We start from the raw sequence: 20,802 nt of genomic DNA, 5'->3' as shown, positions 1-20,802 counted from the left end.
GGACGGATGGGAGGGGTGGGGCGGCCGCGCCCCGCTTCGGGGATGACGCCCGGTCAGACGGCCATCCCGTACACAATGGTGAACAGGGTGCCGAGCGATCCGATGATGAACACACCGGTCAGACCGGCCACGATCAGTCCCTTGCCTTGTTCCGCGCTGAACGTGTCGCGCAGAGCCGTCGCGCCGATCCGCTGCTTGGCCGCGCCCCAGACCGCGATGCCGAGGCACAGCAGGATGGCGATCGCCATCACGACCTCGATCATCACGCGGGCCTCGTTGCCCAGGGTCCCGAACGGCCCCCAGTTCGGGGCGATTCCGCCGATGATGGTGGTGATGTCGCCCTTTTCAGCTGCCAGGATCATGTAAGTCACCGCCCCAGTTGGGTAGTTCACCGCCCGTACCGCATGGCACGGGTCACTCTCTATCTTCGCTGATGAAACTGGATTCGTACGACGGCTTCACGGCTCTCTTTACCCGGATCTCGCACATTTGACCGGTCTGACCGCCCTGACCTGCGGATCGAATCGGTGTGTGGGCGAAATGCGTATGGTTACTCTGTGTATCACGGAGAGTGACGCCGGGCAATGATCGTCATCGCGCCAGGCTGGCCGAGATGTCCCCCGGGGGCCGAATCACGCACTTCAGGGCGGCGGAGGCGAGGTCGGAGCGCCCATCGGGCGCAGCAGCGGGTGGCGCGGAGTCGGCGGGCGGGCCGGGGTTTTCCAGTACGACGGTGGCCGGAAGTCGCACCAAGAGCCGTCGAAGGGAAAGGTTCCGGCCTCGGCGAGCTGTGCGACTGTCGCTCCTTCGGACCGGATCGCGAGCGCTTCCTCGGCCGTCCAGTACGCCGGGTGGCCGGTCTTCTCGGCGAAGGACTGCTCGTCCTTCCAGCTCCAGGTCCGGTCCGGGGCGACGTTGATGTCCAGCTCGTGGTCGGCGATGTCGATGTCCGTGCCGTGATGCACGCGTCGTTCGAGGTTGACGTACCAGCCGCGGAACTTGTGTCTGCGGCCGAAGAGCCACAGCACCGAGTAGGCCGCCCCCGTCGGCTGGTAGAAGAGGGCGTCGCCCATCGGCCAGCGGCCCGCGACGACCGGGAAGCCCTCGGCCGGGCGCTCGTGCGGGTCGATGTCGCGCAGGTGGGAGACGCCGCGCGGGAGGGCGGTGTGCCACATCGGGGTGCCCGATTTCATCCAGACCAGTTGTCCGGCGCCGGTTCGTTCTACCAGTCGCACGGGTACGGAGGCGCTGAGGTGGCCGCCTATGAACAGGTTCCAGTGCAGGATCTCGCCCGGTGTGCCGCTTGCGGTGTCCCTGTTGTCCTCTTTCATGCGATTGATCATTCCCGCCGCGCGTGCGCCGGACACGTACGGGCCGAGCGGGGTACGTCCCTGACGGGGCGTCGGCCGGTCAGTCGGTGGTGATGCCCCGGCTCGCGAGGACGTCCGTGTCGAACGACATGCCGATTCCGCAGTCGTCCACGCCCTCGATCAGCCGCAGGTTCGGCAGCAGGTCCAGGTCGTCGAGCGAGCCGATGTCGAAGAGGTCGTCCTCCCCGTCCCAGACCGGCGCGCACTCCTGGTACACCTCCAGACCGCCGTCGACGGTCAGCGTCTCCACGGTGGCCAGCAGCTCCGTGCTGATCTCCAGCGCCTCGAAGTGGGCGCGGGCCTCGTCCAGAACGGTGAAGGCGAGGTCGTTCTCGTACGCGTACGTCTGCGGGTCCTGGTCGATGCCCTTGGCCTTGAGGCAGTCGGCTATGCGGAACGCCGGGGTGAGCGTCTCGTCGGTGTACATGAGCTGTTCGATGACGAGCAGCTTGAAGTTGAAGTCGCGGAAGGCAGGCATGCCACGGATCGTAACGGTGCCCTCGGACAGACCGTCGTGGTCCGTCCGAGGGCACCGTAACCACGGCCCGGTACGGGTCAGGGCTTCGTGTTCGCCTGCTTCATGGAGGCCACCGCGTCGGCGACTGTGCGCTCGTACAGGCCCAGCTTCGGGGTGCCGACCTTCACGTCGGGGCCGAGCGGGAAGTTGAGCTGCTCGGCGTTGGCCATGTGGTCGCCGTCGGCGAGTACGTTCAGCTCGTCCACCCAGGTCACGCCGTTCCCGCCGCCCGGGTTGAGGTCGACCACCGCGATCGCGGCGGTCTTGGGCTTCACCGGGTACGCCGGCGCCCCGCCGAGGCCGCCCGGGACCAGCGGAATGATGTCGCCGCTGTGGTCCGATGCGTTCGCCGCGCCCAGGCTGACGCGCGGGAAGTAGCTCAGGCCGCAGGAGTTCCTGCCGGTGTTGTTGACCTCGATCATGTGCTGGGTGGCCGAACCCTCGCGTGCGTACACGCGCACCGACAGGTCGCCGCTCTTGCAGGGGTGCTTGTACGCGTAGGAGTCGCTGGTGTCGCCGGCGGCGGCCCCGCCCGTCTTGGCGGCGGCCCCCTTGGAGCTGCCGGTGCTGGAGGTGACCGCGTCGGTGGAACCGCCGCCCGTCTTCGCGCCGTCGCCGGACGTGCTGCCCTGGTCCTGGGCGGCGTCGCCCGCGGCGTCCTCGGCGGTGTTCTTCGCGGCCACGGTGGCTTCGGCCGAGGCGGAGTTGTCGGCCGGGCCGGCCGCCTTCGTGCCCCCGCCGTCCCCGCCGCAGGCGGTGAGGGTGAGGGCGAGGGCGGCGGTGGCGGCGGCGCCGAGGACGGCGGTGCGCTTGCGGATAGTACGCATGGGATTCCCCGAGGTGTGTGGCGGTCGATTGGTCGGATCGGTGCAGACAGGGCCCGGATCTGCGGCGAACCGCTCCCCCTCCGGACCGTCTGACAGGGGAAGCCTCCCGCGGGCGGCTCATGTTCTGCTAACGCCTGCCTGACGTCCCGCTGACGTCACCCGAAGGAGGGCTTCGGCTCACGCATGACCCGGTGTCCGGGCGGGAAAGGCGCGTCCGCGCGTGACTTCGGCGGTCCGATCACCGTTAGATGTGATGTGCCCAAGCCTGCCGTGTCCGCCGTGCCGCCCGTGACGACCGCTTCCGCCGGAGACGGTGGCGCCGCCTCGCCGCCGCCCTTCCTGCTCACACCGCGCCAGGGAGAGGGCGCCCGCGCGCTCCTCTCGTACGTGGCCGGCCTGCCGTTGGACTCCGCCGACGCACGGCTCCTCGCAGTCGTCGTGGGCATCCGGGCCGCGCGGACGGGCGCCGGCAACCTCACGGGGACCGACCTGCGGTCGTTGCGGCTGGACGACCCGGAGGGCGCCCTGGCCGAGCTGAGAGCGGCCGGATGGGAGGTGCCCGGGCAGCTCATCGGCGGGGAGCCGGATGTGCCGTACGCCATCGTGGTGCCGGAGCTGGCCCCGGGGCCCGATCGCGCACTGCGCCTCGGCAAGGACGCGCGGTCGCGGGTCTCGGGCTGGTCCATGCGCACGAGGCTGGCCAAGCCGGTGCGGAAGGGGACGTCGGGGGCCCGGCTGGCGGCGCTGTTCCTGGCGGCCCACTGCTCCGACGAGCTGGTCGGCCGGGCGCCGGACGAACTGCCCGCGGTCTGTTACGGGTCGGTGCCCGTGCTCCTGGAGAAGGGGTTCCTCGCCGAGGTGTCCGGGCAGACCTACCGGCTCGGTGAAGCGATGAGGCACCTCGCGGGCCGGTTCCGTACCCCGGAGGAGTTTGCCGCGATGGCGCGGGAGGAGGAGGAACGGCGGGCGGCCCGGGCGGCGGCGGCCGCCGCCGAGCCCACCCCGGAGAGCTGGGCGGCCTGGAAGACCGGCGTCAGCCCCGCGCTGCTGCGGCATGTGGAGGCGGTCGAGGCGTGCGCGCTCTGCCACCTTCCCTTCGTACGGCTCGTTCCGCCGTTCATGTCCGGGCCGTCCCCGCTGCCCGCGCCCCGGGCGGCTCTCGACGCGTACGAGGTGTGGCGGGCCGCCCACCCGGACTGCGGGCGCGAGGCGGCCCTGTTCACCGTCGAGTTCCGGGCGGAGCACGGCCACGGGCCGTCGTACAGCCAGCTCTGCAAGGGCCTGCGGTGGAAGAAGCTCGGGCGGGAGCTGCGCGGGGTCATCGTGCACACCCTCATCGCGGAGGGCTGGCTGACGTCCACGCCTCCGGTCCCGTGGACCCTGCGGCCGGGAGGACCGCCCAGGCGCAGGGGATCGCCCTGCCCGGACAGGCGGTGCGGGCCGGCCGCTGAGGTCAGCGCGCGGGCTCGGTGCCGCCGTCCGCGTGCCGGGCGGCCAGGAGCAGGGTCGCCGCGATGAGCAGGGCGGTGACGATGCCCGTGGTCAGGATGGGGGACGGGGCGAAGGTGGCCGCCAGGACCGCGAGCACCGCCACCGGGTGGAGCACGTCGGCCGTGCGGCGGAGTTCCGCGGTGCGGTGGTGCAGCAGCCAGACGAGGGTGATGAACACGGCGACCGGGACGGTGTAGACGGCCGCCGCCGTCCGGTCGGAGATGTGGCCGTGGCCCGCGGTGTGCGCGACGTTGAGGGCGAGCCCGGCGCCGACCGCGGCCGCCGACGCGAAGACGAGGTAGTGGCCGTACCCCCACAGCAGCGCCGTACGCAGGCTGGTCAGCAGCCGGGGTGCGCTCTGCGCGAAGTACAGCCACCACAGGGCGAACACCGTCAGGAGACCGCCCGCGACCAGTGCGGCGAGGTCGCCGAGCGCCGCGTGCGTGTCCAGTGCGGCGCGTACGGCACCGGTGGCGGCGGTGATGGACTCACCGAGCACGATCAGCGTGAACAGGCCGTACCGTTCGGCGATGTGGTGCGGGTGCCAGGTGGTGGTGGTTTTGCGTTCCGCCAGTGCGGGAACGGCGATCTCCGCCAGGACGAGGACCGCGAAGGTGGCCAGGCCGGTGTCCTCGGGCAGGGCCAGCCGTACGACCCAGCCGATCTGCACCAGGAAGATCCCGGCGGCGTACCCCAGGCAGGTGCGGCGCCGCTCCGGGTCCGAGCGGGCGGCGCGCAGCCACTGCGTGACCATGGCGAGCCGCATGATCACATAGCCCCAGGTGATGACGGTGAAGTCCTCGTGCTCCAGCGCCTCGGTCGCGCCCGCCGCGAGGACGAGCGCGCCGGTGATCTGTACGAGCGTCAGCAGCCGGTACGGGACGTCGTCGGTGTCGTACGCGGAGGCGAACCAGGTGAAGTTCATCCACGCCCACCAGATCGCGAAGAACACCATCGCGTAGCCGAGGACGCCGTGGCCGATGCGGCCCGCGGCGAGTTCGTGCTCGAAGGCGGAGGCCGCCTGGGCGACCGCGGCCACGAAACAGAGGTCGAAGAAGAGTTCCAGCATCGTCGAGGCGCGGTGCTGCTCGTCGGCGCTGCGCGCCACCATGGGCCGGTGCCAGAAGCTGGGGGAGGAGGACGATGAGCTCATGGGGGCGCATTCTTCCGGCTCGGCGGGGTAAGGGCGCGTGAACCGCGCCCGGCGGAAAAGCGATGGCGTGGTGCGGCGGGGCTCTGCCACACTCCGCGCCATGACCTATGGAATCGAGAACCACCCCGCCCGTTGAGCGCCCCGGAAGAGCGCGGAGCGCTCACTCCCCGGCCCTCCTCCCTGTACGCGTGCGCATCGCGTGTCGAGCACGCCGAGCCCGAGGGGCCGTGGTGCCTGGCGGACGCGGCACCGCCCGTACCCCGCCGTGTCCCGTCCAACCGGGTCAGCCGGGATTTCACACAGACCAGGGACGAGCTGACCCGTCTTCTCGGGCCGTTGCTGGTCGCCCCCGATCCCGTCGAGGCGGCGGAAGAGGCGCACCGGCGGCTCGACGCCCTGGACCCTCCCGTCAGGCACCGCACTCTGCGCCTTCTCGTCGCCGGGATGCCGGTGGAGAACGAGGAACGGGCGCGGGCGTTGGCGCGGGTGCTCGTGCGTACGGGGACCGGCTACCTGGCCGTCTGCGCCGGGCTTGCCCTCCTCGCCGAGCTGGGCGGGCCGCAGGATGTGCCGTATCTCCGGACCCTCGGTCGGCTGCGCTCCCTCGTGCGCCCGGTCGTCCACGCACTCGACGCGCTCGACCGGCCGGCCGGCGCGCTGCTCGAACTCCGCAACCACCGCGAGCCCGTGCGCTTCGGGCCGCTGCTCGCCGCCCTCGACGCCGGTGACCGTGACGCCGTACGGGAACGGCTGGTCGCGCTGCCGGACGACCTGACGCCCGAGGTGGCGCGGCGGGTGGCGGAGGCGTCCCGGCTCACCGATCTGCTGACGGAGGTCCCCGGGCTGCCGACGGCCGAGGGCGCCGGACTGGTCGCCCGGACCGGGCGGCTGCTGTTCCGCATGACCAGCCTCCGCGACTATCAGCCCGAGATCCTTGCCTACCCGGACGCCCCTCGCGCGTACGAAGCGTTCGCGCGGGGCGCCGGGCTCCTTCCCCGCACGCTCGACCACCATGCGCTGCTCCTGTCCGCCGTTCAGGAGCTGAGCACGGGGCCCGCCGTGCTGCACGACTGGGGGCCCGGGCGGCGCGAGGCGGCGCTGTCGGAGCTGACGGCCGTCCTGGGGCGGCCGGAGTGGCGTGTGGTCCCGGACGTCGGCGAGGACGACGGTGTGCGGTGGCGTGCCGCGTGGGTGCGGCGTACGCGGGCGCAGGTGCTCGGTGCTCCGCGCTCCCCGGGGGCGCGGTTGCGGATCGCGGTCCATGAGCGCGATCCCGGGGATCCGGCCACCGTGGAGGCGCGCGTCCTGGTCGACGGGCGGCCGCTGGTCCCGGAGTACTTCGGGCGGGGGCCTGCCCACTCTCCCGAGGAGTTGCTGTTCCCCGGCACGTTGCGGGCCACGGACGAACCGCGCGAGGTGCGGCTCGCGGAGGCGTACTGCACGGAGGGCTGTTGCGGGGCGCTGTACGTCACCGTCCGGCGGGACGGGGATCAGGTGGTCTGGTCCGGCTGGCGATGCCCCGTTCCGCCCGGCGGCAAACGCGAGCTGCCCGAACTCCATTTCGACGCGGCGGCGTACGACGCGGAGGTCGCCCGTGCGGAAGGCGACCGGAGCTGGATGTGGCCGGCCCGCCGGACCGCCCGGCTGATCGCCGCCGGGCTGCGCGGCAGGCCGGACCTCCTCGCGCGTTGGAGCGTCCGGCTCGACTGGGCCGGGACGGTCTTCCGTAACCCGGACGAGACGCTGGTCAGCCTCTCGTACGACGCCGAGGGCGGCCACGTACGGCAGATCCTCTGGTGCATTCCGGAGGACGGCACGTCGCCGGAGGACCGTGCGGCGGCCGCGTTGCGGCGGCTGGGCGAGGAGGACCCGAGGGCGTACGGGCGTTAGCGCCGGTCCATCGTTCGGGTGATCCCCGGGCGGGGGCGGGGCGTTGGCAGGGCCGGGGAGCGGGGGTGTGCCCGCTCCCCGGCCGCTGTGTGTCCGGCGTGTCGCGGTTGCCGGGTTTGGCACAGTGCCGCTCCACGATCTTCGTGATCAAGAACGGGGTGGACGATGAGTGGTGCGCGGCTGAGGCTGGTCGATCTGGCGGGCGGTGCGGGTGGCGGCTCCGCCGGTGGGGAAGAGCTGCGGCACAGCGGTGGTGCGTGGTTGCGGGCGGCCGGGGGTGCGGAGGGGATGGGGGCCCATCTCGGGCCCGTACGCGCGGAGCTGGCGACGGCGCACGAGGGGGTGGTCGCCGGTACCGCCGGTCTGAACTCCCTGGCCGAGCTGGGTGCCGTGCGGGAGTCCTGGGTACGCCGTGTCGAGTCCGCCCGTCATGAGTGCGGGGCGCTCGCGGGCAGCCTGCGCGCTGTCGCGCGGGCGCAGGGCGAGACGAACGAGTCCGTGCGGTCGTCGTTCTCGCCCGTCGCGCGTCTGACCCACGGGGTCGAGCGGTGACGGCGCTGTCCTCCACGTTGACGTGGGCTCAGTTACGCGATCTCGAGTGCGCCGAGCTGGAGAGCGCGGCGGACGGGTGGGGCAAGGCGAGCAACCGCGCGGATGCGGGGCGCGACCGGATCGAGAAGCAGCTGCTCGTCGGGTTGCGTGAGTCGCAGCGGGGTGCGGCGGCCGAGGCGGCGGCGGGGCGGTTGCGGCGGATGAGCCGGAACTTGCAGTACGTGTACACCGAGTGCGGGTTGATCCGGACCGCGTTGAACAGCCTCGCGCACGAGATGCGGGTGCAGCAGGGGGTGCTGCGGCGTGCGTTGGAGGAGGCGGAGTCGCTGAAGTTCACCGTGCACGCGGATGGGTCGGTGTCGTATCCGCCGGGGCCCGGGGGGCTGTTCGACGGTGATCCGCTGCCCGGGGGCACGGCTCGGGCGTCCGGTGTGCCCGGGCTGCTGCCCTCCTCGGGGCTGGTCGCCCCGCACACCCATGCCGCGGCGGCGCGGGACATCTCGGACCGGGTCACGGGGGCGGTGCGGGCGGCCGCCCGGATCGACTGGCGCTTCACGAGGATCCTGCGGCGGCTCCGGGCGGAGGAGGGGCTGAAGGTCCCGGACCGCGCGTGGACCGATGCGGCGGGGGACGCTGCGGCGGTCCGGGAGGCGGCGCGCGGGTACCTCGAGTCCCGCATCCCGCGTGGGGGGGCGCCTGCGGCGGTGCGGGAGTGGTGGGCGCACCTGACGGACGAACAGCGCGAGGAGTACCTCGCGGTGTACCCGGACCGGATCGGCAACTTGGACGGCATCCCGTCCCTGATCCGCGACACGGCCAACCGCGACAACCTCCAGCTGCTGATCGGCAAGCTGGAGGGGCGGGATGACGAGGTGTCGCGGGTGCGGTTGGCGGGGTTGCGGGAGATCGGCCGGCAACTGGAGGCGGGCGGCCAGCCGCCGATGTATCTGTTGGGCATCGGGGACGAGGGGAACGGGCGGGCGATTGTGTCGTACGGGAATCCGGATACGGCGCGGAATGTGGCGGCGTATGTGCCGGGGTTGAATACTTCGTTGGATGAGGAATTTGCTAGGGGGGACCTCAAGCGGGCACGGGACACCGCCATCGGCGCCAAGGAGATGGATCCTGACGCGTCGGTGGCGTCGATTGTGTGGCTCGGTTACGACGCGCCGCAAACATCGATGGATGACCCGCTGGGCGTGACGGGTCAGTCGGACGCGAAGGCCGGTGCGGCTGCCTACAATCAGTTCATGGCCGGCATTTCGGCAACGAATCAGCATGCAGACCCTCATGTAACTGCGATCGGGCACTCGTACGGTTCGCTGACAGTGGGTCTCGCTGCGCAGGAGAAGGCCGGGATCCCGGGAGCTGACGACGTGGTCTTGGTTGGAAGCCCGGGGACGGGTGCACGATTTGCAGATGAACTCGGGGTGGGCAGAGGGCACGTCTTCGTCGGTGCCGCTGAGAATGACCCTGTCACGAAGTTGCCCAACGATCGGGAAGCGAGTGGCTTGGGTGCTGGGATTGTCGGGGGCGCGTCGGCGGGGTTTTCGCTGGGGCTGAGCGGGGGACCTGTTGGGGCGGCGGTCGGTGGTGTAGCGGGTGGCGTGGCCGGCGGCGCTATGGGTTTTGCGGCGCAAGATGCCCAGAGCGAAGAAAGTGACGTTTGGTTCGGCACCGATCCCGCGCACCGAGATTTCGGGGCAACCCGGTTTGCCGTAAGCGAAGGCCCTCGGCCCTTGGAGTGGGGTCACAGTCCCGGGGAAGCGCACTCCAACTACTTCGACCCGGCGAAAGACCAAGTCTCTGCGGACAACATTGCGAGAATCGTTGCCGGGAAATCGGACGAAATCGAGCGGGAGCGTCCAAGGTGAGGGTACGAGTAGCTGCCGCAGTAGCTGCTGTGTGGTTGGTCTCAAGCTGTGCAGCGGCAGGTGAGTCTGGCGTTTCGCAGGATGGCGAGAGGAGCAGTGGATTGAACATGCAAGAGGCTGCCGATCGAGCTGACAGGATCCTGGACGAGACGTTTTCTGGGATTAGACCTCCGGTGGAGTGGGTCCACGGGGAAACAACGGCAGGGAGTTGTGACGTTTCACGCAGAAGGGCAGTTACCACGGTGATCTCCGAGGAGCGACGGGGAAGCTTCCTGGGTGTTGTTGAACGGCAGTGGCAGAGGGCCGGCTATCGCCAGGTCGGCGTAAACGCCAGCGAGCAGAGCCCGGCAACATACTTTGAGACGCCGGACCGGTTTCGCGTGAGGCTGCTCATTGGGGGGCGTGGGCAGGCGTTCTTTGAGGTCGCTACGCCCTGCGTGGATCGGTCCTCGGTTACCGAACCCACTCCGCGTGCCGGTCGGGACGAGCATATGGGTGAGCCGGTACCGGCCCCCAACGTCCGCGATCGCTTCTGGTCGGGGGGTGCTTCCTGAGCGCCCCGTGTGACTCGTACACACCCTCGAAAACGCTCCCGAACCATGCCCCGATGGGGGATGGTTGACGGGTGCGCAGATTCTGGGTGGCCATGGGGGTCGGGGTCGGGGGAGCCCTGTGCTTTGTGGCGCTGCTTGTTGTGGGGACCTACTCCGCCGCCGCCGGGCTCGTCGGGGGGGCGGTGGGGGGGCCGTGGCGTTGGCCAAGGGGGCCGTGCCGGCCAAGTATCAGGGGCTGGTGCAGAAGTGGGGGAATCTGTGCTCCGCGATCAACCCGGCTCTCCTCGCCGCCCAGCTCTACCAGGAGAGCGGCTGGAACCCCCGCGCCCAGAGCTCCGCCGCCGCGCAGGGCATCGCGCAGTTCATCCCCGGGACCTGGGCGGGGCACGGGATCGACGGGGACGGGGACGGGGACCGGGACGTGTGGGACCCGGCCGACGCGATCCCCTCCGCCGCTTCGTACGACTGCGAGCTGGCCGGGTACGTGAAGAAGGTGCCCGGTGACCCCACCGACAACATGCTCGCCGCGTACAACGCGGGGGCGTACCGCGTGATCAAGTCCGGCGGGGTCCCGGACATCTCCGAGACCAGGAACTACGTCAAGATCATCCGGTCCCTGGAGAAGAGCTTCGCGCGGCCCGTGGGGCGGGTGCAGCCGTCCCAGCAGGCGGCCGGGGCCATCTACTTCGCGCAGAAGAAGCTCGGTACGAAGTACCTGTGGGGCGGCAACGGTACGCCCGAGCAGGGCGGCCGGTTCGACTGTTCCGGGCTGACCCAGGCCGCGTACCGGTCCGTGGACATCGAGCTGCCGCGCGTCGCGAACGACCAGTACAACGCCGGGCCGCATCCGTCCCGGGACGAACTGCTTCCCGGTGATCTGGTGTTCTTCTCCGACGATCTGACCAATTCCCGTGCCATTCATCACGTCGGCCTGTACGTCGGGGGCGGGTACATGATCAACGCTCCGTACACTGGGGCGGTCATTCGGTTCGACAAGATCGACTCGCCCGACTACTTCGGTGCCACACGCGTGACCAAGGACGGGGCCGCGGCGCTGCCGACCGCGCGGCCGGCGGCCTGAGGTGTGCGTGCCGGTGGCCGGAACCCTCCGTGAAGCCCAGGCCCTGAGCTGCGACGTTGTGTCACTCTTCGATAACGTCATGGTGATCATTCGGTGGAGAGTGGAACGTACGCACGGGGCGCGTCGTTCTCTGGCTGGGCGTGCGAGTGATCGACGTGGACGAACCGAACAACACGGGGGTTCGTGAATCGCGGCGCACAGGGACGTGTGCCGCAGCAGCAGACAAGGCAAGGGGCCGCAGCAGATGGCTGGACTCGCACTGGATGGGTCGAACCCCGACGTCAGCCTGCTCTACGACATCAACGGGCTCGCCAAGTCCGCTCCCACCTGGTTCGACCGGGTCATGGAGTTCGTCGGAGAGTACGGGATCATGTTCGGCATGGTCCTCGTGGTCCTGTGGTGCTGGTGGAGCGTCCGCCGGCGCGGCACGGCCGAGGACTCCGTGTCCGCGGTGGCCGGGCTCGTCTGGGCCCCGCTCGCGGCCGGGATCGCCCTGCTGATCAACATCCCGATCCGTGGATTCGTGGAGCGGCCGCGGCCGTTCAAGGACCACTCCGGGCTCGACGTCCTGGTCGACGGGAAGAACGACTTCTCGTTCGTCAGCGACCACGCCACGATGGCGATGGCCCTCGGCGTGGGACTCTTCGTGGCTCACCGGAAGTTCGGCATCGCGGCCATCGGGCTCGCCCTGCTGGAAGGCTTCTGCCGGGTCTACATGGGCGTCCACTACCCGACCGACGTCGTCGGCGGCTTCGCCCTCGGTACGGCCGTCGCGCTGCTCCTCGCGCCTCTGGCGATGATGCTGCTGACGCCCCTCGTGGCGACCGTCTCCCGGTCCGCCCGCCTCGGCCCCTCGTCCGCTCGCGCCGTCCCCGGGCGGCGGACGCCGGCCGGGGAGACGCGCTCGGGATCCCCGAGCCGCGCCCCGGTTCGCGCGGCGGTTCCGACGGCGAGAAGGGCCTCGCGGCCTGAGCCCGTACCCCTCACGCATGTGCCCCGGAGCCCGCCACAGCGGCCCGGGGCACAGGTGTATGCGGAGCCCCCTCACACCCCCTGCGCGTACGTGAACAGCCCCTCCGGGTCGTACCGCTTCTTCACCCGGGCCAGGCGCGCCGCCCCCGAGCCGTAGTACGCGGAGCGCCAGTTGGTCAGGGACGGGTCGGTGTAGTTCTGGTACGCCGCCCCGGAGGCGTACGGGCGCATCGCCGCATGGGTCTCTTTCAGCCACTTCTGCTGGGCGGTTCCCGGGGCCCCGGGCCGCCAGGCCCCGATGTACTGGGCGAGCATCCGGGAGCGGCGGTGGACGAACGCCGTGGCCTGTGGGTCCACCCGGTTCACCGCCCCGCCCAGCGCGGTCAGCGCGACCGAGCCGCCGCCGCCCTGGCCCGGGGCGAGGCGGGTGAACGCCTGGACCGCGTCGAGCAGGGCCGACACGCCCGCCGGGGGCAGTGAGCGGTCGTAGAAGTCGGAGGCGGCGGCGTACGTCTCGCGCTGGAGGGCGCCCTGCGGGGTGCGGCCCGGCGTGGTCCCCGGGAGGTGGCACTGCGCGTCCGTGAGGCCCGAGCAGCCCGCGTACACGAGCATCGCCTCGCGGTATCCGCGGCGGCGCAGCGAGACCGAGGCGGCGGGGGCGCCGATGCGGTCGGCGAGGCGGTCGACGGCGTTCTGCAGGTCCCCGTACGTGCCGAGGCTGAACGCCGAGACCGAGACCGTCGGGTTGCTGCCGCCCGGCCCGGCGTCGAGGTGCGCGGCGGACCAGATCTCGTCGGGCTGGTCCGGGCCCCACTCCTGCCAGGCGGTGACGACGTCCCGGGCGCGCGACCAGGGCCAGGACATGTACGCGGTGACGGTCCGCGGGGCGGAGTGCGTACGGAAGCGGAGGCCGGTGACCACGCCGAAGTTGCCGTTGCCCGCGCCGCGCAGCGCCCAGAAGAGGTCGGGGTCGTGCTTGGCGTCGGCGGTCACGGTGCGGCCGTCGGCCGTGACGAGGGTGGCGGCGGTGAGGCTGTCGCAGGTCAGGCCGTAGGCGCGGGCGGCGACGCCGTGGCCGCCGCCGAGGGTGAGACCGGAGATGCCGACCGTGGGGCAGGAGCCGCCGGGGATCGTCACGCCGTGCGCGGCCAGGCCCTCGTAGACGTCGAGGAGCTTGGCGCCGGCGCCGATCGTGCCGTTCGACTCGACGCGGTTGAGTGACGCGACGTCAATCACCAGGCGGCCGTTGCCGCTCGACCAGCCGGCGTACGAGTGGCCGCCGCTGCGGATCGCGACCGGCACGGAGGCGCGGCGGGCGAAGGCGAGGCACTCGCGGATGTCGTCCTCGTGCCGGACGTAGGCGATCCCGGCCGGTTTCTGGCCGTCGAAGCGGGTGTTGTAGAGCTGACGGGCGGTCGGGTACGCGCTGTCGCCGGGGCGGATCAGCGGCCCGTCGAGGCTCTTGGCCAGCGCGGACCAGTCCGCCGGGCCGGAGGGCTTGGAAGGTTTGGCCGCCGAGGGAGCGGGGGACGACGCGGGGCTGCTGGGGGCCGTGGTGTCGCCGGGGGCCGGGTCCGTCGTGTCGGTGCCCTCGCAGGCGGTGGCGGTGGCGCCGGTGAGGACGGCGGCGCCCGCCGCGAGGAGCGTGCGCCGGTTCGGCGGGGTCATCGGACCTCCGGTGTGGGGGAGAGAGGGGAGGGCCGGGTGGTCAGGCCGTGGTGCGGTGCTCGTCGGCGTCCGCGCGGGCGCGGTCGCGGGATCGGCGGGCGGGGCCGGACCAGCCGCAGGCGCAGCGGGCGGTGCAGAAGGAGCCGCGTTCGACGGTGGTGGGCTCATGGGCGGGGCGGGCCGGCGGGACGTCGGCGGTGTGTTGGTCGTACACGCGAACACGGTACTGGGCGGGGCGCCCCGGCCGGGAGGGGTCCGTCAACCGGGAGGGGGCGCTCGCGCCGACGGCGCCAATCGGGGGCGTGGACGTTACAGGGGGCACGGGCCGTCGTTATGCGAGGCGGACACGACCTCGGGCAAGCGGTTCGGGATGGGCAGGCGATGGTGGTGCAGCAGCACAGGTCCGGAGGCGGGGTGCGCGTCGTGCGCGCCCTCGTCGCGGTGGGTGTGACGGCGGCGGCCGCCGGGTGTGCCGGTGGCGGCGGCGTCGACCGGGCCGCGGCGGCCGCGGACGCCCGGGACGGCGGCGCGGAGGTGGTGCGGCGGGCGGCGGCGGTGCTCGCCGGGGACGGGGTCGCGAGCGCCGAGGTGAGTACGTCGATGGAGACGGCCGCCGGTGGCACCCGGGTCACGATCAGGGGCTCGGGGGCGTACGACTTCCGAGCCGGTTCGGGCCGGCTGAAGGTGGTGCTGCCGCCCGACGCGGCGGGCGAGGAGGAGCACCGGCCGATCACGGAGCTGCTGGCGCCGGGCGCGCTGTACATGATGAACCGGGGCGCGGGGGTGCCCGCCGGCAAGTGGGTGCGCATCGACACGACGGCCCTGGAGGACGGCAATCTCGTCACCGGCGGGGTGACCGATCCGCTGGCCGCCGCCGAGCTGCTGCGGGGTGCGGGGGCCGTGACGTACGTGGGTGAGACGGATGTGGCCGGGGTGGCCGTGCGGCACTACCGGGGGACCGCGGACATCGGCCGGGCGGCCCGGCTGGCGGCGCCCGGTGCGCGGGCCGCGCTGGTGGCGGCGGCGAAAGGGTTCCGCACGCGGGCCGTGCCGTTCGACGCGTATCTGGACGAGCGGGGGAGGCTGCGCAAGGTGCGCCACCGGTTCAGCTTCGCCAACGAGGGCCCGGCGGCGGAGGTGGTGTCCACGACGCTGCTCTACGGGTTCGGCGTGCCCGTCACCGTACGGCTGCCGCACGACCGGGACATCTACACCGGCGAGATCGAGCAGGGGCGGGCGTGAGATGAGTCGCACGGCCCCGCATGGGTGGGGGCGAAATGGCCCGTCCGTGCCATGCGCGGTGCGTGGCGGGCTCTCTACTCTAGGAAGCCGGTGACGGCAGTGAGAGGTGAGTGACGTGGTGACGCTCAGCCCGACCGTATCGGACCATGTGGCGCTCGCCGAGATCGAGCTGTGCGGGGAACTGATGATCGCGGCTTCGGCGGCGATCGGGGAACGGCTCAGCGCGGACCGTATCGACGAGGTGCTCGATGTGAAGGTGAGCACCGACCGCACCACCGTTCCCCGGCAGGGCGACCACCGGGGCTGACGGGCTCGCCAGGAGTCAGGTGCGCAGCAGGCGGGCGATGGCCTTGGTGGCCTCCTCGACCTTCGCGTCGACCTCGTCGCCGCCCTTGAGGGCCGCGTCGGCGACGCAGTGGCGCAGGTGCTCCTCCAGGAGCTGGAGCGCGAAGGACTGGAGCGCCTTGGTGGACGCCGAGACCTGGGTGAGTATGTCGATGCAGTAGACGTCCTCGTCGACCATGCGCTGGAGGCCGCGGATCTGGCCCTCGATGCGGCGCAGGCGCTTGAGGTGTTCGGCCTTCTGGTGGTGGTAGCCGTGTATGCCGCGGTCGTGGTCGGTGACGATCGCTTCCACGGGGGCGGCGCCGGGTACCGCGTCCGGTGAGGGCCCGGTCCCCATGGCCTCGGTGGTGGTCATTGCTGCCTCCCGTTTTCCCTTTGCCCTGCCGCTTTGAATACCCCTGGTGGGTATATCCTAACGAATTCAGCTGAAACGTGACCTGGGGCCCGTGCTGATCACTGTGCCCGATGGGCGACACTGAAGAATGCCGGTTAGCCGTGGCCGGATGATGCGCCTAGCATCAGCCTGACCGAATCCAAAGCACCCCGAGGACCCCACGTGCGCTTTCGTCTGACCCCCAGGGAGACGAGCTTCTACGACATGTTCTCCGCATCCGCGGACAACATCGTCACGGGCTCGAAACTCCTGATGGAACTGCTCGGGGCGGATTCGTCCTCCCGGGCCGAGATCGCGGAGCGCATGCGGGCAGCGGAGCACGCGGGGGACGATGCCACCCACGCGATCTTCCACCAGCTGAACTCCTCCTTCATTACGCCGTTCGACCGTGAGGACATTTACAACCTCGCGTCGTCGCTCGACGACATCATGGACTTCATGGAGGAGGCCGTCGATCTGGTCGTGCTGTATCAGATCGAGACGCTTCCCAAGGGTGTGGAGCAGCAGATCGAGGTGCTGGCGCGGGCGGCGGAACTGACCGCCGAGGCGATGCCGGGTCTGCGCACGATGGACAACCTCACCGAGTACTGGATCGAGGTCAACCGTCTGGAGAACCAGGCCGACCAGATCCACCGCAAGCTGCTCGCCCACCTCTTCAACGGCAAGTACGACGCCATAGAGGTGCTGAAGCTGAAGCAGATCGTGGACGTGCTGGAAGAGGCTGCCGACGCGTTCGAGCACGTCGCGAACACGGTGGAGACCATCGCGGTCAAGGAGTCCTGAACCACTGTGGACACCTTCGTACTGATCGTGACCATCGGCGTCGCGCTCGGCTTCACCTATACCAACGGCTTCCACGACTCGGCGAACGCGATCGCCACGTCGGTCTCGACCCGGGCGCTGACGCCGCGTGCGGCGCTGGCGATGGCGGCCGTGATGAACCTCGCGGGCGCGTTCCTCGGCAGCGGGGTCGCCAAGACCGTCAGTGAGGGCCTGATCGCGACGCCCGAGGGCAACAAGGGGATGGGCATCCTCTTCGCCGCGCTCGTCGGTGCCGTCATCTGGAATCTGGTCACCTGGTACTTCGGCCTGCCCTCGTCGTCCTCGCACGCGCTGTTCGGCGGGATGGTCGGCGCGGCGCTGGCCGGCGGGACGATGGTGCACTGGGACGGGGTGCTCGACAAGATCGTCATCCCGATGTTCCTGTCGCCGGTGATCGGCCTGGTGGTCGGTTATCTGGTGATGGTCGCCATCATGTGGATGTTCCGGAAGGCCAACCCGCACAAGGCCAAGCGCGGTTTCCGCATCGCGCAGACGGTCTCGGCCGCGGGCATGGCGCTCGGGCACGGTCTCCAGGACGCGCAGAAGACGATGGGCATCGTGGTGATGGCCCTGGTCATCGCCGACGTCGAGTCGCCGAGCGATCCGATCCCGGTCTGGGTGAAGCTGGTCTGCGCGCTGATGCTGTCGCTCGGTACGTACGCGGGCGGCTGGCGCATCATGCGTACGCTCGGCCGGAAGATCATCGAGCTGGACCCGCCGCAGGGCTTCGCCGCCGAGACGACGGGTGCGTCGATCATGTTCGGTTCGGCGTTCCTCTTCCACGCGCCGATCTCGACCACCCATGTGATCACCTCGGCGATCATGGGTGTGGGCGCCACGAAGCGGGTGAACGCGGTGCGGTGGGGTGTCGCGAAGAACATCATCCTGGGGTGGTTCATCACGATGCCGGCCGCGGCGCTGGTCGCTGCCGCGAGTTACGGGGTCGTCTACCTGATGTTCGGCTAGCCGGACGGGCTTGATCTCATGGGTCCGCCCCGCACTCCCGAGGGAGTGCGGGGCGGACCCTTTTCGCCTTGTGGTGGCACCGCCATGCAGCACCCCAAGGCCGTACGGGAGGGCCGGGCGGATCAGCCGAAGCGGCCCGAGATGTAGTCCTCGGTGGCCTGGACCGACGGGTTGGAGAAGATCCGTTCCGTCTCGTCGATCTCGATGAGCTTGCCGGGCTTGCCGACCGCCGCCAGGTTAAAGAACGCGGTGCGGTCCGAGACGCGGGCGGCCTGCTGCATGTTGTGCGTGACGATGACGATCGTGAACCGCTCCTTCAGCTCGCCGACCAGGTCCTCGATGGCGAGGGTGGAGATCGGGTCGAGGGCGGAGCACGGCTCGTCCATCAGCAGCACGTCCGGCTCGACGGCGATGGCGCGGGCGATGCACAGGCGCTGCTGCTGGCCGCCGGAGAGGCCGGAGCCGGGCTTGTTCAGCCGGTCCTTGACCTCGTTCCAGAGGTTCGCCCCGCGCAGCGACTTCTCCACGATGTCGCCCAGGGCGCTCTTGCGGTACGAGCCGTTGAGGCGCAGGCCCGCCGCCACGTTGTCGAAGATCGACATGGTGGGGAAGGGGTTCGGGCGCTGGAAGACCATGCCGACCGTACGGCGTACGGTCACCGGGTCGACGTTCGTCCCGTACAGGTTCTCGTCGTCCAGGAGCACCTTGCCCTCGACGCGGCCGCCGGGGGTGACCTCGTGCATACGGTTCAGGGTGCGCAGGAAGGTGGACTTGCCGCAGCCGGAGGGGCCGATGAAGGCGGTCACCGAGCGGGGCTCGATGGTCATGGAGATGTCGTCTATCGCCTTGTGGCTGCCGTAGTAGGCCGACAGTCCGCTGACGTCGATGCGCTTGGCCATCTGAATCACTGCTGCTTTCCGGCGGGCCTAGCGCCCGGCCTTGGGGGCCTTCCAGCGGGCGATGCCGCGGGCCACCAGGTTGAGGATCATGACGAAGGCGATCAGGACCAGGGCCGCTGCCCAGGCGCGGTCGTAGGACGCGGCCTCCCCGATCTTGTACTGCTCGTAGATGTAGAAGGGCAGTGACGACTGGGCGCCTTCGAAGGGGTTGGTGTTGATCAGCTGGCTGCCGAAGACCAGCAGGATGATCGGGGCGGTCTCGCCGGCGATGCGGGCGACGGCGAGCATGACGCCGGTCGCGATGCCGCCGATCGCGGTGGGCAGGACCACCTTCAGGATCGTGCGCCATTTCGGGATGCCGAGGGCGAGCGATGCCTCGCGGAGCTCGTTCGGGACGAGCTTCAGCATCTCCTCGGTGGAGCGGACGACGACCGGGATCATCAGGATCGTCAGGGCGAGCGAGCCCATCAGGCCGGACGGTTCCAGGCCCGCGATGAGCATGATCGAGAGGATGAAGAGACCGGCCACGATCGACGGGATGCCGGTCATGACGTCCACGAAGAAGGTGACGGCCCTGGCCAGCCCGCCCTTGCCGTACTCCACCAGGTAGACGGCGGTGAGCAGGCCGAGGGGGGCGGAGATCAGGGTGGCGATGCCGACCTGTTCGAGGGTGCCGATCAGCGCGTGGTAGACGCCGCCGCTGGCCTCGGGGCCGAGGACCCCGGCCATCGAGTGGGTCAGGAAGTAGCCGTCCAGGCGCTCCGAGCCGCGGCTGACGGTCGTCCAGAGCAGCGAGGCCAGCGGGACGACGGCGAGCAGGAAGCACACCCAGACCAGGCTGGTGGCGAGGCGGTCGCGGGCCTGGCGCTGGTTCTCGACCACGCTGGTGGCGACGTACGAGATGGCCAGGAAGAGCAGCGCGGAGATCAGGCCCCACTGCACCCGGCTCTGCCAGCCGGCGGCGAGGCCGATGCCTACGCCGAGGGCGACCGCGACGACGGCGAAGGTGAGCGGCGCGAAGCGCGGCAGGGACCGGCTGCTGAGGCTGCCCTTCGGGGCGGCCGGCGCGGGCGTCGGGAGTTCCTGGACGCCGGGGGTGGTGGTGGCGTGGCTCATGCGTTGGCCCCCGAGTACTCCTTGCGGCGGGCGATGATGAGCCGGGCCGCGCCGTTGACCAGCAGGGTGAGGACGAAGAGGACCAGGCCGGAGGCGATCAGGGCATCCCGCCCGAACGCGTCGGCCTCGCCGAACTTCGCCGCGATGTTCTGGGCGAACGTCCCGCCGCCCGGGTTGAGTACGTGCAGCGAGATCAGGAAGTTCGGCGACAGGACGGTGGCGACGGCCATCGTCTCGCCGAGCGCGCGGCCGAGGCCCAGCATCGAGGCGGAGATGATGCCGGAGCGGCCGAACGGCAGGACCGAGAGGCGGATGACCTCCCAGCGCGTGGCGCCGAGGGCGAGGGCGGCTTCCTCGTTCATCCGGGGGACCTGGAGGAAGACCTCGCGGCTGACGCTGGTCACGATCGGCAGGATCATGATCGCGAGCAGGATGCCGACGGTGAAGAGGGAGCGGGCGACGCCGATCTCGGTCTTCTCGAAGACGTAGGTCCAGCCGAAGAACTGGTCGAGCCAGAGGTTGAGCCCCTCCAGGTACGGCACGAGGACGAGGGCGCCCCAGATGCCGTAGACGATGCTGGGGACGGCGGCGAGCAGGTCGATGACGTACGCGATCGGGCCGGCCAGCTTGCGCGGGGCGTAGTGCGAGATGAACAGGGCGATGCCGACGGCGACCGGGACCGCGATGGCCATCGCGATGACGGAGCTGACGACGGTCCCGAAGAGCAGGACGGCGATGCCGAAGACGGGCGGGTCACCGGCCGGGTTCCAGTCGAAGGTGGTGAGGAAGTTGCCCTCGTCCTTCGAGATGGCGATCGCGGCGCGGTAGGTGAGGAACACGGCGATCGACGCCATGATCACCAGGAGCAGGATGCCGGAGCCGCGGGAGAGGCCGAGGAAGATCCGGTCGCCGGCGCGGCCCGTGGACCGAGGGCGAGACCGCCTGCCCGGTGGGGTTTGTATCTGTTGTGTGGTGGAAGCCATGGTCTTTCCGGTCTGTGTGGGGGAGCCGGGGCTCCCCTGGCGGCGGTGCACCGGAGGGGCGGTGGCGGTCCGGTCCGGAGGGGTGT

General features: G+C 70.6%; 19 protein-coding genes and 2 pseudogenes. 10 read left to right on the top strand and 11 right to left on the bottom strand.

The genetic code is table 11. The annotated features are described in order from the left end of the window. Positions 1–53: 53 nt before the first annotated feature. From NEH16_RS14815 to NEH16_RS14800, 4 genes are all read right to left on the bottom strand, one after another. A complete protein-coding gene (locus tag NEH16_RS14815) occupies positions 54–362 on the bottom strand; it encodes a hypothetical protein (RefSeq protein WP_018101695.1) in 309 nt (102 codons plus the stop codon). Between the two features lie 279 nt (positions 363–641). Next, positions 642–1,331: a DUF402 domain-containing protein gene (locus NEH16_RS14810; protein WP_265542780.1), complete on the bottom strand. Its 690-nt coding sequence runs from the start codon at positions 1,329–1,331 to the stop codon at positions 642–644. Between the two features lie 79 nt (positions 1,332–1,410). Further along, positions 1,411–1,848: a DUF6892 domain-containing protein gene (locus tag NEH16_RS14805; RefSeq protein ID WP_265542779.1), complete on the bottom strand. Its 438-nt coding sequence runs from the start codon at positions 1,846–1,848 to the stop codon at positions 1,411–1,413. A gap of 77 nt (positions 1,849–1,925) precedes the next feature. Further along, entirely contained in the window at positions 1,926–2,714 is a 789-nt protein-coding gene (locus NEH16_RS14800; RefSeq protein WP_265542776.1) for a DUF4232 domain-containing protein, read from the bottom strand. Between the two features lie 288 nt (positions 2,715–3,002). On the opposite strand from NEH16_RS14800, the gene NEH16_RS14795 reads away from it, so the two are divergent. Beyond that, a complete protein-coding gene (locus NEH16_RS14795) occupies positions 3,003–4,232 on the top strand; it encodes a hypothetical protein (protein ID WP_265542774.1) in 1,230 nt (409 codons plus the stop codon). Here the strand turns inward: NEH16_RS14795 and NEH16_RS14790 are convergent. Continuing rightward, positions 4,168–5,358: a low temperature requirement protein A gene (locus NEH16_RS14790; protein ID WP_265542772.1), complete on the bottom strand. Its 1,191-nt coding sequence runs from the start codon at positions 5,356–5,358 to the stop codon at positions 4,168–4,170. The genes NEH16_RS14795 and NEH16_RS14790 overlap by 65 nt on opposite strands. 132 nt (positions 5,359–5,490) lie before the next feature. Between NEH16_RS14790 and NEH16_RS14785 the strand changes: the two genes are divergently transcribed. From NEH16_RS14785 to NEH16_RS14765, 5 genes and pseudogenes are all read left to right on the top strand, one after another. Further along, positions 5,491–7,248 carry a hypothetical protein gene (locus NEH16_RS14785; protein WP_265542770.1) on the top strand — a complete coding sequence of 586 codons (1,758 nt, stop codon included), beginning with the start codon at positions 5,491–5,493 and terminating at the stop codon, positions 7,246–7,248. A 165-nt stretch (positions 7,249–7,413) separates the two neighbouring features. Next, a complete protein-coding gene (locus NEH16_RS14780) occupies positions 7,414–7,800 on the top strand; it encodes a hypothetical protein (RefSeq protein ID WP_265542768.1) in 387 nt (128 codons plus the stop codon). Then, the gene (locus NEH16_RS14775) at positions 7,797–9,674 is read left to right on the top strand and encodes an alpha/beta hydrolase (protein WP_265542766.1); all 1,878 of its coding nucleotides are present in this window, start codon (positions 7,797–7,799) and stop codon (positions 9,672–9,674) included. Before NEH16_RS14780 ends, NEH16_RS14775 begins: the two co-directional genes overlap by 4 nt. A gap of 646 nt (positions 9,675–10,320) precedes the next feature. Then, positions 10,321–11,309: pseudogene (locus NEH16_RS14770) on the top strand (NlpC/P60 family protein). Between the two features lie 244 nt (positions 11,310–11,553). Then, positions 11,554–12,281: pseudogene (locus NEH16_RS14765) on the top strand (phosphatase PAP2 family protein). Positions 12,282–12,353: 72 nt separating this feature from the next. Here the strand turns inward: NEH16_RS14765 and NEH16_RS14760 are convergent. Next, positions 12,354–13,949 (bottom strand): FAD-binding oxidoreductase, encoded by a 1,596-nt coding sequence (locus NEH16_RS14760; protein WP_265542764.1) that lies wholly within the window; start codon positions 13,947–13,949, stop codon positions 12,354–12,356. Positions 13,950–13,989: 40 nt separating this feature from the next. After that, the gene (locus NEH16_RS14755) at positions 13,990–14,163 is read right to left on the bottom strand and encodes a hypothetical protein (protein ID WP_199879033.1); all 174 of its coding nucleotides are present in this window, start codon (positions 14,161–14,163) and stop codon (positions 13,990–13,992) included. Positions 14,164–14,330: 167 nt separating this feature from the next. On the opposite strand from NEH16_RS14755, the gene NEH16_RS14750 reads away from it, so the two are divergent. Both NEH16_RS14750 and NEH16_RS14745 read left to right on the top strand, forming a co-directional pair. Then, a complete protein-coding gene (locus tag NEH16_RS14750; RefSeq protein ID WP_073964813.1) occupies positions 14,331–15,191 on the top strand; it encodes a hypothetical protein in 861 nt (286 codons plus the stop codon). Between the two features lie 115 nt (positions 15,192–15,306). Continuing rightward, positions 15,307–15,498: a hypothetical protein gene (locus NEH16_RS14745; RefSeq protein ID WP_018101681.1), complete on the top strand. Its 192-nt coding sequence runs from the start codon at positions 15,307–15,309 to the stop codon at positions 15,496–15,498. Positions 15,499–15,513: 15 nt separating this feature from the next. Here NEH16_RS14745 and NEH16_RS14740 read toward each other — a convergent pair whose 3' ends face one another. Beyond that, positions 15,514–15,891, bottom strand: coding sequence for a metal-sensitive transcriptional regulator (locus NEH16_RS14740; protein ID WP_073964812.1), 378 nt, complete (start codon positions 15,889–15,891; stop codon positions 15,514–15,516). 201 nt (positions 15,892–16,092) lie between these two features. Here NEH16_RS14740 and NEH16_RS14735 point away from each other — a divergent pair, with 201 nt between their 5' ends. Then, complete coding sequence (locus NEH16_RS14735) at positions 16,093–16,713, top strand: DUF47 domain-containing protein (protein WP_026171331.1); 621 nt, start codon at positions 16,093–16,095, stop codon at positions 16,711–16,713. 6 nt (positions 16,714–16,719) lie between these two features. Further along, on the top strand, positions 16,720–17,718 hold the full coding sequence (locus NEH16_RS14730) for an inorganic phosphate transporter (RefSeq protein WP_073964811.1): 999 nt from the start codon (positions 16,720–16,722) through the stop codon (positions 17,716–17,718). A gap of 122 nt (positions 17,719–17,840) precedes the next feature. Here NEH16_RS14730 and pstB read toward each other — a convergent pair whose 3' ends face one another. From pstB to pstC, 3 genes are read right to left on the bottom strand one after another with little or no spacing between them, the layout of a single operon-like run. Then, positions 17,841–18,617, bottom strand: a complete 777-nt coding sequence (pstB, locus tag NEH16_RS14725; RefSeq protein WP_073964810.1) for a phosphate ABC transporter ATP-binding protein PstB — start codon at positions 18,615–18,617, stop codon at positions 17,841–17,843. A 27-nt stretch (positions 18,618–18,644) separates the two neighbouring features. Then, positions 18,645–19,733, bottom strand: coding sequence for a phosphate ABC transporter permease PstA (gene pstA / locus NEH16_RS14720; protein WP_265542761.1), 1,089 nt, complete (start codon positions 19,731–19,733; stop codon positions 18,645–18,647). Next, positions 19,730–20,716, bottom strand: a complete 987-nt coding sequence (gene pstC, locus NEH16_RS14715) for a phosphate ABC transporter permease subunit PstC (RefSeq protein ID WP_073964808.1) — start codon at positions 20,714–20,716, stop codon at positions 19,730–19,732. Before pstC ends, pstA begins: the two co-directional genes overlap by 4 nt. Between the last annotated feature and the right edge of the window lie 86 nt (positions 20,717–20,802).

It is taken from the genome of Streptomyces drozdowiczii, assembly GCF_026167665.1.
Classification (GTDB): domain Bacteria; phylum Actinomycetota; class Actinomycetes; order Streptomycetales; family Streptomycetaceae; genus Streptomyces; species Streptomyces drozdowiczii_A.
The sequence above is the reverse complement of the archived record's forward strand: the minus strand, read 5'-3'. Positions and strand labels throughout refer to the sequence as shown.